This is a genomic window from Ornithinimicrobium cavernae (assembly GCF_003121625.1).
Lineage (GTDB): Bacteria > Actinomycetota > Actinomycetes > Actinomycetales > Dermatophilaceae > Ornithinicoccus > Ornithinicoccus cavernae.
The window spans coordinates 166,810-179,472 of record NZ_QDDJ01000003.1; the positions used below are offsets into that span (position 1 = coordinate 166,810).

Below are 12,663 nucleotides of genomic sequence, written 5' to 3' on the forward strand. Positions count from 1 at the left end.
ATGTTGGCTAGCCTTTGTCTAACCTTATGCGCAGAGGGCCCCTGTCGACAAGCGCCGGTCGGGTCGAGCTACTTCTCGACGCGGAAGCCCAGCTTCAGGCCGACCTGCCAGTCCGCCACCTGGCCGTCCTCGCCGAGGTGGCCGCGGATCTCGGTCACCTCGAACCAGTCGAGGTTGCGCACGGTCTGCTTCGCAGAGGCGATCGCGTTGTTGACCGCCGCCTCCACGCCGTCGGGGGAGCTGCCGACGAGCTCCGAGACGGCATACACGTGATTGGCCATGGGGTGCCTCCTGGCGTCGCGCCGGACGCCGGTCGCCCGGCTGTGTCACCAACGTAGCCCGGTTGAGCCGTTCGGCAACAGCAGTCGGGCGCGTGTGCAGGCCCCACGTTGGTGAGGGCCGGATCCGCCGCGGCGACGACCCGCTGCGGCTCGCTGCCCCGGGCGTCTCTTGCTCAGATAGCCTATAGGCTGTAGGTTCCTCCTACGTTTCCCTTCGGAGAGGATCCCGGTCCAATGAAGTTCCCACGCCTCGTCCCACCTGCCCGCGTGATCGCCGTCACGGCGGCCGCAGTGATCGCGCTCTCGGCCTGCGGCCAGAACGCCCCAGACACGCAGTCCGACGGTGAGGCCGCTGCCTACCCGCCAGGCGGCTCGCTCGAGATCATCGCGCCGGCAGGTGCCGGCGGCGGGTGGGACGGCACCGCCCGGTCACTGGCCCAGGTCGCGCAGGGCGAAGGCCTGGCCAGCGACGTCCAGGTCATCAACATCGAGGGCGCGGGCGGCACGATCGGCCTGGCCCGCTTCGCGACGGACGACAAGGAGGGCCAGTTGATGGTGATGGGCGCCACCATGGTCGGCGCGATCCAGACCAACAAGTCCGACACGACCCTCGAGGACGTCGTTCCGATCGCCACGATCACCTCTGAGCACCACGTCCTCGTGGTTCCCAAGGACTCGCCCTACGAGACCCTCGAGGACTTCACCGAGGCGTTCAAGGCCGACCCGGGCGGCAACTCCATCGCCGGCGGTTCGGCCGGTGGCAGTGACCACATCACGGCAGGTCTCTATGCAGAGGCGATCGAGGTCGACCCCACCAAGGTCAACTACGTGCCCTTCAGCGGGGGTGGCGAGGCGCTCGCAGCCATCCTCGGTGGCCAGGTCGCCGCTGGGATCTCCAACCCGCAGGAGTGGGCGGCCCAGATCGACAGTGGCGACCTGCGCGTGCTGGCGGTCACCGCACCGGAGCGGCTGGAGTCGCTCGACGCGCCGACCTTCACCGAGCAGGGCGTCGACGTGACCTTCGGCAACTGGCGCGGCATCGTCGCTCCTCCCGGCACCACCGACGAGCAGAAGACTGCCATCACGGAGATGCTCACGAAGCTGCACGACTCCGAGGCCTGGCAGGAGCAGCTCGAGACCAACGGCTGGGGCGATGACTTCCGCACCGGGGACGAGGCCGCAGCCTTCTTTGACGAGCAGACCGTGCAGATCGAGGAGACGCTGAAGACGATCGGACTGCTGTGAGCGTGTCGGACAACGACACCGACCGGGCCAGCGGCAGGGGCGAGATCGTCCTGGCCGCCGGCCTCGTCGGCGTCGGCCTCTACATGCTCCTCAGCGCCCAGGGGATCCCGGTCCCGCCCACTGACCACGGACCGGGTCCGCGGGTGTTTCCCTACGCCGTCGGCGCCGGGCTCGCCCTCGTCGGGCTCTGGCTCGTGGTGGCGGTGCTCCGCGGCGACCGTGCCGAGGCCGAGGCCGGCGAGGACATCGACCTCGACACCGGCACCAGCTGGACCACCCTGGGGCTGCTGGCCGCGATCCTGGTCGGTTACGTGCTGCTGCTGGAACCCCTGGGCTACCTGCTGGCCACCATCCTGTTCTTCGGCGGCGTGGCCTGGACCCTGGGCAGTCGCAACTGGCGGCTGCTGCTGTTGATCAGCATCGTCCTCCCGCTGGTTGTCTTCCTCCTCTTCACCCGCGGGCTGGGCATCTACGTCCCGAACGGCCTGCTCCAGGCCGTGATCTAGGTGGAGAACTTCTCCCTCCTGCTGGAGGGGTTCCAGGCAGCCCTGCACCCGGTCTATCTGCTGTACGCCTTCCTCGGCGTGCTCGTCGGCACGGCTGTCGGCGTGCTTCCGGGCATCGGGCCCGCGATGACGGTGGCGCTGCTCATGCCGCTGACGTTCTCGCTCGACGCGACCGGTGCGCTCATCATGTTCGCCGGCATCTACTACGGAGGCATGTTCGGGGGCTCGACGACCGCGATCCTGCTCAACACCCCCGGCGAGGCCGCGTCCGTCATGACGGCGATCGAGGGCAACAAGATGGCCAAGGCGGGGCGCGGCGCGGCGGCCCTCGCCACGGCCGCCCTCGGGTCCTTCGTGGCCGGCACGATCGGGACCCTGCTCCTCACGATGCTGGCCCCCCTCCTCGCCAGGTGGGCCATCAAGCTCGGGCCGCACGACTACTTCGCCCTCATGGTGCTGGCCTTCGTCACCGTCTCCGCCGTGCTCGGCTCCAGCCGGGCACGCGGGCTGGCCAGCCTCTTCGTAGGCCTGGCGATCGGTCTCATCGGCGTCGACCAGCTCACGGGGCAGAGCCGCTTCACCTTCGGCCTGCCGCACCTGGCCGACGGCATCGACGTGGTGATCGTGGCCGTGGCGCTCTTCGCGGTGGGCGAGGCCCTCTGGGTGGCGGCACACCTGCGCCGCGCCCCGGTGGAGCTGCTGACCGTCCGCGGACGGTGGTTCACCAGGGACGACTTCCGCCGCTCCTGGGCCCCCTGGCTGCGTGGCACAGCGCTCGGGTTCCCGTTCGGCACCATCCCGGCGGGTGGAGCCGAGGTCCCGACGATGCTCTCCTACGCCGCGGAGCGCCGGCTGTCCAAGCACAAGGACGAGTTCGGCAAGGGCGCGATCGAGGGTGTCGCAGGTCCCGAGGCCGCCAACAATGCAGCTGCCGCCGGCGTGCTGGTGCCGCTGCTCACCCTCGGCATCCCGACCTCGGCCACCGCAGCGATCCTCCTCGTGGTCTTCCGGCAGTACGGCCTGCAGCCCGGGCCAGCCCTGTTCGCCAACAGTGGTGACCTGGTGTGGGCACTCCTCGCCAGCCTCTACATCGGCAACCTGATGCTCCTCGTCCTCAACCTGCCGCTGGTGGGGCTGTGGGTGAAGCTGCTGCAGATCCCCCGCCCCTACCTGTACGCCGGGATCATGGTGTTCGCCGCGCTCGGTTCCTACATCGTCAACCTCTCACCGATCGATGTCGGCCTGCTGTTCGGCATCGGTCTGCTCGGCTTTGTGATGCGCCGTTACGGATGGCCCGTCGCCCCCGCGATCATCGGGCTGATCCTCGGTCCCATCGCCGAGGGCCAGCTGCGTCGCGCCCTCCAGATCAGCCAGTTCGACCTGGGCATCCTGGTGTCCAGCCCGTTCTCCATCGTCGTCTACGTCGCCTGCGCGGCGCTGATCCTCGGCCCGGCTCTGGCCGGTGTCGTGGGTCGCTCCCGTCGCGGCAGTCTGACACCCGCCCCCTAGGAGGCCACCGTTGTCCACCCCAACCCCACCGGTCGTCGTGCTTGCCCACAGTCCGAACCAGTCCGCCGGCGCCGCCTTTGAGGCCGCCGTCCGGCAGGCGGGCTGGCGGGGCGCCCGGCTCGTCATCCTCAACGCCTCGACGGGCGAGTCGCTGGTCGACCCACACCACGCCAGGCCCTCGGATCTTGCGGACATGACCGGGCGCGCGGGCGAGGCGGGTGTCGACGCGGTCGTCGAGCAACCGATCGGACCCGACGTCGCCACGATCATCCTCGACCGCGCCGACGCCCTGGGCGCAGAGCTCATCGTCCTGGCGACCCGGCACCGCTCCAGCATCGGCAAGCTGATCATGGGCAGCACCGCCCAACGGGTGCTCATGGAGGCTGACGCCGAGGTGCTCCTGGTCAAGGACACAGACCGCTAGATGCTCACGGGTAACGTGCTGGTTCCCCGGCCGACCGTCGGGACGAAGGGAGTGGACAGAGCGATGTCGTCGCGTCCGGTGTTCAGCAAGAGCGAGTACGCCTACTCCGAGATCAAGCGGCGCGTCCTCGCCGACGAGCTCCAGGCGGGCACGACCGTCAACCAGGAGGTCCTCGCCGCCGAGCTGTCGATGAGCACCACCCCTGTGCGCGAGGCGCTCAAGCGGCTGGCGACCGAGGGCCTGGTGAGACTGGACACCCACCGCAACGCACGGATCACCGAGCTCACGGCGAGTGAGGCCCGCAGCCTGTACGAGGTGCGGCACCGCCTCGACCCGCTCGCCGTCGAGCTCGCGGCGCAGCGCCGGTCAGCGGAGGACATCGGCCGGATCACCGGGACACTGGAGACCCTCGAGCCACTGACCGCGGGGGACGGCGTGGAGGCGTTCGCCGCCCACCGGGCCTTCCACCGCGCCCTGTACACAGCCTCGGCCAACCCCCTGCTCGTGGAGGTCCTGGAAGGACTGTGGGACAAGGCAGACCGCTACCGGCAGCTCGGCCTGCGGGTGCGTTCGGCTGAGCCGATCGACGTGGAGCGTGTGCGAGAGGAGCACGCCGCGCTGGCCACGGCCGTCATCGACGGCCAGGCACAGGAGGCTGCCGAGGCCATGACGCGCCACGTCGCCAGCAGCCTGGGGCGCCGCGCCCTGGAGGCGCTCGAGGCCGAGGCCTGACGACCGGGGCGGCAGAGGCCTCACCCACACGCCCGGAGGCGGTCGGACCGTAGCGCCCGTCCCTCCGGGGCATCCATACCCAGACCCGACCCGTAGGACGACAGCGATGATCCGGCTCCCCGAGCAGTCCCTCCTCGTGTCCGGCGGCTCCCGGCACGGCTACTTCCCGGTGCCCGAGGTGCCTGGCTCGGAGCGGCTGCCGTTCAGCCTCAAGGTCGTCCTGGAGAACCTGCTCCGGCACCAGCACACGGGCCTGGTGTCCGCGGGCCAGGTCGCCTCCCTGGTCGGAGCTGCTGGTGCCGAGCCGGGAGCACCCGAGATCGCCTTCCACCCCAGCCGGGTCTTCCTTCACGACACCAACGGCGTGCCGGTCCTGACCGACCTGGCCGCGATGCGCGACGCCGCGACGGCCGAGGGTCTGCCGCCGGAGGTCATCGACACCCGCCTGCCCGCTCACATGACGGTCGACCACTCCGTCGTGACCGACTTCTTTGCGCGGCCCGACGCACCGCAGCTGAACGTGCGGCGGGAGTACGAGCGCAACGCCGAGCGCTACCGCTTCCTCAAGTGGGGGCAACAGGCCTTCAGGAGCCTGCGCGTCGTGCCCCCCGGCGCCGGGATCATGCACCAGGTCAACATCGAGTACCTCGCCGACGTCGTGACCACCCGTGACGGCCTGGTCTTCCCGGACACCGTGGCGGGCACCGACTCGCACACGACGATGGTCAACGGCCTGGCGGTCCTGGCCTGGGGGGTCGGCGGCATCGAGGCCGAGGCGGCCCTGCTCGGGCAGCCCGTGTCGATGCTGGTGCCGCCGGTCGTCGGGGTGGCGCTGCAGGGACAGCTGCGGCCCGGCGTCACTGCCACCGACCTCGTCCTGACCCTGACCGAGCGGATGAGGCAGACCGGCGTCGTCGGAGCGTTCGTCGAGTTCTTCGGCCCCGGAGTCGCTTCCACGACCGTTGAGACCCGCTGCACGATCGCCAATATGAGCCCGGAGTTCGGCTCGACCTGCGCGATCTTCCCGCCGGACGAGCGACTGGTGGACTACCTCACGCTGACTGGCCGGGACGCGGGCCAGGTGCGCCTGGTGCGTGACTACTTCGATGCCCAGCAGATGTGGCACGACCCCGACCGGGCGCCGGAGTTCAGCCGAGTGGTCACGCTCGACCTCGACGACGTCCGTCCCGCCCTGGCCGGGCCCCGCCGCCCACAGGACCGGGTCCCGCTGGAACGGATGCCGCAGGCCGTCGCGGCGGCGACGCCCGGTGGGGACGTGCCGAAGGCCTGGCCCGTGCCGGGCCACGGCGCGGTGGCGATCGCCTCCCTCACCTCCTGCACCAACACGTCCAACCCGGCCGTCATGATCGCCGCGGGGCTGCTCGCGCGGAACGCCGTCGACCGCGGGCTGCGGGTCCCCGACTGGGTCAAGACGAGTCTCGCCCCCGGGTCCACGGTCGTGACCGACTACCTCACCGACCTCGGCCTCGTCGGCCCGCTCGAACAGCTGGGCTTCGGCCTGGTCGGATACGGCTGCATGACGTGCATCGGCAACTCCGGCGACCTGCTCCCGGAGATGACCAGACTCGTGCGTGAGGAGGGGCTCGCCGCGGCCGCGGTGCTGTCCGGCAACCGCAACTTCGACGGACGCATCAACAACGACGTCTCGCTCAACTTTCTCGCGTCACCGCCGCTCGTGGTGGCGTTCGCGCTCGCCGGAACCACCGACATCGACCTGAGCACCCAGCCGCTCGGGGAGGACGCCGAGGGCCGGCCGGTGCTGCTGGCCGACATCTGGCCCACCGACGGAGAGGTTGCCGAGGCCGCCCGCGGTGCGCTCACGCCTCAGATGTTCACCCGCGCCTATGCCACCCTCTTCGACGGCGACGAGAACTGGCGAGCCCTCGACGCGCCCACCGGACCGACCTTCAGCTGGGACCCGTCGTCGACCTACCTGCAACCGCCCCCGTTCGTTCGGCGGGCCGAACCGGGGGATCCCACGACCGAGGCCGGGGCGTCTGCCGCAGGAGCCTCCTGTCGGATCCGGGGCGCGCGAGTCCTGGAGCTGCTCGGCGACTCTGTCACCACCGACCACATCTGCCCGGCGGGTCGGATCCCGAGCACCAGTCCCTCCGGTCGCTTCCTGATGGGGCAGGGGGTCGAGCTCCGGGACCTCAACAGCTATGCGTCGCGACGCGGCAACTGGCAGGTCATGGAGCTCGGCGGCTTCGGCAACGCACGCCTGGTCAACCACCTCGTCCCCGACGCTCCCGGCGGCCGGACCCTGGACCTCACAGACGTCGACCGGCCGGTGGTCGAGGTCCCGACGGCGGCACGCCGATACGCCGCTGAGGGGGTCCCGCTCGTGGTCCTCGGTGGGCACGAGTACGGCACCGGCTCCTCGCGCGACTGGGCGGCGAAAGTGACCGCACTGCTCGGCGTCCGGGCCGTCATCGCGCGGTCCTTCGAGCGGATCCACCGCTCCAACCTCGTCGGCATGGGCGTGCTGCCGCTGGAGTTCCGGGACGGACAGGACCCGACCAGCCTCGGGCTCGACGGACTGGAGGTCCTCGACGTCTCCGGCCCACCGGGTGACCTCGTAGCCGGGGCCGCCACGGTGACGGCCACCCACCCGGACACCGGGCGCGTGACCGAGTTCGACGTCCGGGTGCGCCTGGACACGGCGCGCGAGCGCGACTACTACCTCGCCGGGGGCCTGCTGCCCTACGTGCTGCAGCAGGTCCGCGCGGCCGCCGGCCCTCCACCCGATGCCCGATGACCCTCAGAGCAGCAGAAGGAGATCTCCATGACCCCGACACCTGGTGACGTGCCGGCCACCGCCGACCTGTGGGACGAGTACGGCGACCAGCTCGACAGCTGCGACCTCCCCCTCCACCGCTACGGCGGGCGCCGTCGGTTCGCGGGAAGGATCGTGACGTTGCGGGCGCGCGAGGACAACCGCGGCCTCAAGGCCCTCCTGGACGAGCCGGGTGAGGGGCGCGTCATCGTGGTGGACGGTGACGGGTCCACCCGGGTCGCACTGCTCGGCGACCTGCTCGCCGCCCGCGCCGCGGCGAACGGCTGGGCCGGCATCATCATCCACGGTGCGGTGCGCGACGTGGAGGCGCTCGCAGGGGTCGACCTGGGGGTGGTGGCCCTCGGCTCCAACCCGCGGCGCAGCCGCAAGGAGACCGATGGTGAGCGCGATGTGCCGGTGTCCTTCGGTGGTGCCCGGTTCGAACCGGGTGACTGGGTCGCTGTCGATGCCGACGGGGTGGTCGTGCACCGTGGGGGACCGCCACACCGGTCGTGAGCCGTCGCGAGTGACCCCGCCACCCGCGCTCCATGTCGGGTGGGGCTACGGGTGTCCGACGGGGCGCAGGACGGCGACGAGGAACTCGGCGTCGTCGCTGAACGGCCGCAGGTCCCAGGTGGAGAGCAGCAGGTCGGGCCGCAGCCCGCTCGCGGCGGCGTCCGTGAGGAACTCCTCGAACGGGTACCCCCGGCCGGCGCCGTAGCCGACCACGACCCGTCCCTCGGGGGCGGTGTGGGCGCGCAGGCGGCCGAGCACCTCCTGCCGGGTGCTGGGTGCGAGGAACGCCATGACGTTTCCGGCACTGACGACCACGTCGAACGGCTCGGGTATGCCGTGGGCCGGCAGGTCGAGCAGCGCCAGGTCCTGCGTGACCCAGGTCGGCCCGGGGTGGTCCTCCTCGGCCGCGCGGACCAGGACCGGGTCGACGTCCACCCCGACCACGGTGTGGCCGAGGCGGTGCAGCTGCCCGCCGATGCGGCCCGGTCCGCACCCGGCGTCCAGGATGCGGGCGCCCCGTGGCGCCATCGCGTCGACCAGCCGCGCCTCGCCGACCACATCGACACCGTCGGCCGCGAGCTGACGGAACCGGTCGACATACCTCACGGAGTGCTCGGGGTCCTCGGCAACCTGCCGCATCCAGCCGCTCTGCTCAACCATTGGACCAGGGTAGGCCGGGTCGGACCGCGACGGTGACCGTCTCCATCCAGCGGTGGGGAGGTGCGTCGGGACCGCCGTGCCGTGCGACCATCGGGCATGGCAGAGAGGCGACCGGGCGGACCGTCGACGAGGGTGAGAGTGGGGCTCGTCGGCTACGGCCTGGGCGGCTCCGTGTTCCATGCGCCCTTCATCGAGGCGGACCCCGAGCTCGAGCTGGTCGCCGTCGTCACCACCGACCCGCACCGGCGCGCCCTCGTGCGCGAGCGGCACCCGCACGCCGAGGTCGTCGGGTCGGTCGACGAGCTGCTCGCACGGGCCGATCTCGACCTGGTGGTGGTGACCACCCCCAACGCCACCCACGTGCCCCTGGCCCTGGCCGTCCTGCGCTCCAGCCGCCACGTCGTCGTGGACAAGCCGGTGGCGCCAGGCGCGGCGGAGGCGCGGGCGGTGGCCGCGGTCGCCGCCGAGCAGCAGCGCGTGTGCTTCCCGTTCCACAACCGCCGCTGGGACGGGGACTTCCGCACGGTCCGCGACCTGGTGAGTCAGGGGCGGCTGGGACCCCTGCAGCGCGTGGAGATCCGGTGGGAGCGGTGGCGGCCGGACCCCGCCCCCGCGCCGGAGAAGGCCTGGAAGGAGGACCCCGACCCGGGTGCCGCGGCCGGGGTGCACTTCGACCTCGGCCCCCACGTCATCGACCAGGCCCTGCTCCTGCTGGGTCGCCCGACGACGGTCTATGCTGAGCTCGGGACACGCCGGGCCGGCGCCCGTACGGTGGACGACGCCTTCCTGGCCCTCACCTTCGCCGGGGGCGCGGTCGCCCACCTGACGATGAGCCTGGCGGTGGGCGGGCCGATGCCGCGCTTCCACGTCGTCGGTCGGGACGCGACGTACGTCGGCGTGACCGCGCTGGACCCGCAGGAGGCCGCGCTCGCCGCCGGCCGTCGGCCGACCGAGCCCTCGTGGGGCACGGTCGGGGACGGCGAGTGGGGGAGCCTGCGGGCCGGCGACCGGGTCGCGGTCGTGCCGACCCTCCCCGGCGACTACGGAGCCTTCTACCGGGGCGTGGCCCGGACCGTCCTCGCCGACGACTCTCCGCCGGTCACGATGCGGGAGGCCATCACCGTCCTCGAGGTCCTGGACGCAGCTCGGCGCTCTGCGGCCGAGGGCACGGTCGTGCGGCTGGACGAGGGCACCCTCCACTCCTGAGGCGAGGTGGCGATCCGACCTGCACGCCGGGCGTTCATCGCGCTGGCAGTGCCCCTTTGTCGCTCTCCAGAGGGGGCAACGATCGAGATCTCGTGCTCTCGGATCCCGGCGTAGCCTCGTGGAGTGACCACCGCACGTGCGAGCGATCGCGAGGGGCCGACGGATGCTGCGGAGGTCGAGGCACTCATCCCGGTGCTCCGCCGCGTCGTCCGGGCGCGTGTGGGTTCCCACCCCCAGGCCGAGGACCTGGTTCAGGAGACTCTGGCGCGCGTGCTGGCAGCGAGGGAGCGCATCGAGCCAGGCATGCTGGAGCCCTACGCGATCGCGACCGCCCGCAACGTCGTGGCCTCGTTGTGGCGCCAGGGCGATCGCGCCGTCCGTAACGCCCACCGACTGTTCGATCCTGGGCGGCCTGACGGGGCGGATGACGTCGTCATCGCCACCGAGCAGACCGCGGCGGTGGGGCGGGCGCTGGCGCAGCTGTCCGAGGACGAGCGGAGACTGCTCCTGGCGCACGAGGTCACGGGCCAGGACACCCGGTCCCTCGCGGAGGCGGCTGACTCGACAGCGGGAGCAGTCGCCGCGCGGCTCAAGCGCATCCGCGCGCGACTCCGGGTCGAGTACCTGTTGGCGCTCGACGATGTCGAGCCGCCCAGCGACCGCTGCCGCGCTGTGCTCGTGGCGCTCTCCGGCGCCGACCGACGTCGCCAGGACGAACTGGACACCGAGCGCCACCTCCTGGAGTGTCCGCTCTGCGCGCGTCTGAGCGAGCCGCTGGTGGAGCGTGGCCCTGTGCGGTCTGACGAGGCGCACGTGCCGATCGCGGAGGCAGCCGACATCGTCACCGCACGGCACCGGGCCCGAGAGCTGGCCGCTCGGGCGGGCTTCGACGGGGTCGATCTGACCCTGATCGCGACCGCTGTGTCGGAGATGGCCCGCAACATCGTGAGGTTCGCCGACAACGGCGAGGTCAGCGTGCGACTCCTGGACAGGCCACGTCGCGGCATCCGTGTCATCGTCCGCGACACGGGACCAGGCATCCCCGATGTGGACAGGGCCCTGCAGGACGGGTACAGCACCGACGAAGGGCTCGGTCTCGGGCTCCCGGGAGCGCGGCGGCTGATGGACGAGTTCCTCGTCGAGTCGAGTCAGGGCAACGGAACGACAGTGAAGATGACCAAGTGGATCAAGAGAGGATGATGACTCGTGGCCGAGGACACCCAGACAGGCGAGGACCCCAGCGGGGTCCCGGCCACTCACCTGCTGCCGCAGCTGGTGGCGCACCTGCGCGAGCACCGAGCGAGGCTGAGCGACGAATGGGCGTCTCGCATACGTGACACGCACCTCCTGGAGGCGATGACCCCGCAGGAGATGGTCGCCGAGACGACCGCCGTCTACGACAACTACGTGGAGGTCCTGGAGACCGGCAGCGTGGAAGCGCTGCAGCACTACGCCCGCGACCTCTCCGAGCGGATCATTCCGCGTGGGGTGGAGACCCACGAGGTGGTCGGCATCGTCCTCCTGCTGCGCGACGTCCTGGCCAGGTCGCTCTTCGAGAAGTACGAGGGAGACTTCGGGCTGCTGAACCAGGTGCTCGACGCGTACGAGCCGGCCGCCAACCGCATCGCAAACACGGTCGCGGTGAGTTTCGTCGAGGAGCGCGAGCGAGTCATCCGTCAGCAGCAGGACGCCATCCGCGAGCTCTCCACCCCGGTCCTGCCGGTGCGCGAGCGTCTGCTCATCCTGCCCATCATCGGAGTCCTGGACAGTGACCGGGCCCGGCAGCTGACGGGACAGCTGCTCACGGGCATCAGGACACACCGGGCGAAGGTGGTCGTGATGGACATCACCGGCGCTCCCGAGGTCGACGAGACCGTGGCCAACCATCTCGTGCGGACGGTCGACGCGTCACGTCTCATGGGTGCCAGCGTCATCATCACGGGGCTGTCGCCGACGATCGCCCAGACCCTTGTCACCATCGGCGTCGACCTGAGCAAGATGAACACCATCGGAGACCTGCAGGGCGGCCTCGAGGAGGCCGAGCGCCTGCTCGGTTACACCGTCACCCGGAAGGAACCGTCGACCTCATCGTGAACACTGGTCCGGCGCTCGTCTCGATCCTGCGGCAGGGCAGCACCCTGGTCGCATCGATCCACACCGCCCTCAACGACACGGAGATGGTCCGCTTCCAGCAGGACCTCATCCGCCAGATCGGCGAGCACCGAGCGCGCGGCGTCATCATCGACGTGGCGGCCCTGGACGTGCTGGACAGTTTCGCGAGCCGGACCCTGCGCGCTGTCGCGGAGATGGCCCGGCTGCGAGGAGCGAGCACCGTCGTGGTGGGCATCCAGCCCGAGGTGGCCTACGCGATGGTCGAGCTCGGGACCGGTGGCGACGCTCTCACCACAGCCCTCGACCTCGAGGACGGGCTCGCTCTGCTCGCAGACCTCGGCCAGAGCGGGCCCGCCCGCGGATGAACGAGCTCGAGTCCCTCGTGAGGGACTACCGGGTCGCCTTTCTGCGCTACCTGCCCAAACGGGAGGAGGTAGCGCTGTCACAGGGCTACGAGATCGGCCGAGCCGCCTTCGCCCGCGGCATCAGTGTGCTGCACCTGACGCAGGTCCATCACACGGTGCTTGCCGAGGTCCTCGCCACTGCTCTGCCCGAGGAGATGTCACAGATCGCAGCGGCGGCAGCGGAGTTCCAGATGGAGGTGCTCGCCCCCTTTGACATGGCCCGGCGCGAGCGACCCCAGCGACCGGACACCGCAACCCCCACCACATGACG

The 12,663-nt window shown here is 71.0% G+C and carries 14 protein-coding genes; 12 read left to right on the forward strand and 2 right to left on the reverse strand.

What is annotated here, in order from left to right; all coding sequences use genetic code 11:
- Positions 1–68: 68 nt before the first annotated feature.
- Positions 69–281 (reverse strand): dodecin, encoded by a 213-nt coding sequence (locus tag DA085_RS04155; protein WP_109471676.1) that lies wholly within the window; start codon positions 279–281, stop codon positions 69–71.
- Between the two features lie 234 nt (positions 282–515).
- On the opposite strand from DA085_RS04155, the gene DA085_RS04160 reads away from it, so the two are divergent.
- From DA085_RS04160 to rraA, 7 genes are all read left to right on the forward strand, one after another.
- The gene (locus DA085_RS04160) at positions 516–1,526 is read left to right on the forward strand and encodes a tripartite tricarboxylate transporter substrate binding protein (protein ID WP_109471677.1); all 1,011 of its coding nucleotides are present in this window, start codon (positions 516–518) and stop codon (positions 1,524–1,526) included.
- Positions 1,523–2,032 (forward strand): tripartite tricarboxylate transporter TctB family protein, encoded by a 510-nt coding sequence (locus DA085_RS04165; RefSeq protein WP_154402090.1) that lies wholly within the window; start codon positions 1,523–1,525, stop codon positions 2,030–2,032. Before DA085_RS04160 ends, DA085_RS04165 begins: the two co-directional genes overlap by 4 nt.
- Positions 2,033–3,541, forward strand: coding sequence for a tripartite tricarboxylate transporter permease (locus DA085_RS04170; RefSeq protein WP_109471679.1), 1,509 nt, complete (start codon positions 2,033–2,035; stop codon positions 3,539–3,541).
- A 10-nt stretch (positions 3,542–3,551) separates the two neighbouring features.
- On the forward strand, positions 3,552–3,965 hold the full coding sequence (locus tag DA085_RS04175) for a universal stress protein (RefSeq protein ID WP_109471680.1): 414 nt from the start codon (positions 3,552–3,554) through the stop codon (positions 3,963–3,965).
- A 63-nt stretch (positions 3,966–4,028) separates the two neighbouring features.
- A complete protein-coding gene (locus DA085_RS04180; protein ID WP_109471822.1) occupies positions 4,029–4,697 on the forward strand; it encodes a GntR family transcriptional regulator in 669 nt (222 codons plus the stop codon).
- Between the two features lie 106 nt (positions 4,698–4,803).
- Positions 4,804–7,476, forward strand: a complete 2,673-nt coding sequence (gene acnA, locus DA085_RS04185; RefSeq protein WP_109471681.1) for an aconitate hydratase AcnA — start codon at positions 4,804–4,806, stop codon at positions 7,474–7,476.
- A 27-nt stretch (positions 7,477–7,503) separates the two neighbouring features.
- Positions 7,504–8,010, forward strand: a complete 507-nt coding sequence (gene rraA / locus DA085_RS04190; RefSeq protein ID WP_109471682.1) for a ribonuclease E activity regulator RraA — start codon at positions 7,504–7,506, stop codon at positions 8,008–8,010.
- A 45-nt stretch (positions 8,011–8,055) separates the two neighbouring features.
- On the opposite strand, the gene DA085_RS04195 is transcribed toward rraA, so the two are convergent.
- Positions 8,056–8,670, reverse strand: a complete 615-nt coding sequence (locus DA085_RS04195) for a class I SAM-dependent methyltransferase (RefSeq protein WP_109471683.1) — start codon at positions 8,668–8,670, stop codon at positions 8,056–8,058.
- Positions 8,671–8,802: 132 nt separating this feature from the next.
- Here DA085_RS04195 and DA085_RS04200 point away from each other — a divergent pair, with 132 nt between their 5' ends.
- From DA085_RS04200 to DA085_RS04220, 5 genes are all read left to right on the forward strand, one after another.
- Positions 8,803–9,876 carry a Gfo/Idh/MocA family protein gene (locus DA085_RS04200; protein WP_237565301.1) on the forward strand — a complete coding sequence of 358 codons (1,074 nt, stop codon included), beginning with the start codon at positions 8,803–8,805 and terminating at the stop codon, positions 9,874–9,876.
- A gap of 123 nt (positions 9,877–9,999) precedes the next feature.
- Positions 10,000–11,076 (forward strand): sigma-70 family RNA polymerase sigma factor, encoded by a 1,077-nt coding sequence (locus DA085_RS04205; protein WP_109471685.1) that lies wholly within the window; start codon positions 10,000–10,002, stop codon positions 11,074–11,076.
- A gap of 6 nt (positions 11,077–11,082) precedes the next feature.
- Complete coding sequence (locus DA085_RS04210; RefSeq protein ID WP_109471686.1) at positions 11,083–11,970, forward strand: STAS domain-containing protein; 888 nt, start codon at positions 11,083–11,085, stop codon at positions 11,968–11,970.
- Complete coding sequence (locus tag DA085_RS04215; protein WP_109471687.1) at positions 11,967–12,353, forward strand: STAS domain-containing protein; 387 nt, start codon at positions 11,967–11,969, stop codon at positions 12,351–12,353. The genes DA085_RS04210 and DA085_RS04215 overlap by 4 nt, the downstream gene beginning before the upstream one ends.
- Positions 12,350–12,661, forward strand: coding sequence for a phosphatase RsbU N-terminal domain-containing protein (locus DA085_RS04220; protein WP_109471688.1), 312 nt, complete (start codon positions 12,350–12,352; stop codon positions 12,659–12,661). Before DA085_RS04215 ends, DA085_RS04220 begins: the two co-directional genes overlap by 4 nt.
- Positions 12,662–12,663: the final 2 nt, after the last annotated feature.

Bases quoted from the DNA above. Each gene is read 5' to 3' on its own strand.
- rraA (WP_109471682.1), top strand. From the start codon at position 7,504: ATGACCCCGACACCTGGTGACGTGCCGGCCACCGCCGACCTGTGGGAC.
- DA085_RS04195 (WP_109471683.1), bottom strand. From the start codon at position 8,670: ATGGTTGAGCAGAGCGGCTGGATGCGGCAGGTTGCCGAGGACCCCGAG.
- DA085_RS04220 (WP_109471688.1), top strand. From the start codon at position 12,350: ATGAACGAGCTCGAGTCCCTCGTGAGGGACTACCGGGTCGCCTTTCTG.
- acnA (WP_109471681.1), top strand. From the start codon at position 4,804: ATGATCCGGCTCCCCGAGCAGTCCCTCCTCGTGTCCGGCGGCTCCCGG.
- DA085_RS04180 (WP_109471822.1), top strand. From the start codon at position 4,029: ATGTCGTCGCGTCCGGTGTTCAGCAAGAGCGAGTACGCCTACTCCGAG.
- DA085_RS04160 (WP_109471677.1), top strand. From the start codon at position 516: ATGAAGTTCCCACGCCTCGTCCCACCTGCCCGCGTGATCGCCGTCACG.
- DA085_RS04155 (WP_109471676.1), bottom strand. From the start codon at position 281: ATGGCCAATCACGTGTATGCCGTCTCGGAGCTCGTCGGCAGCTCCCCC.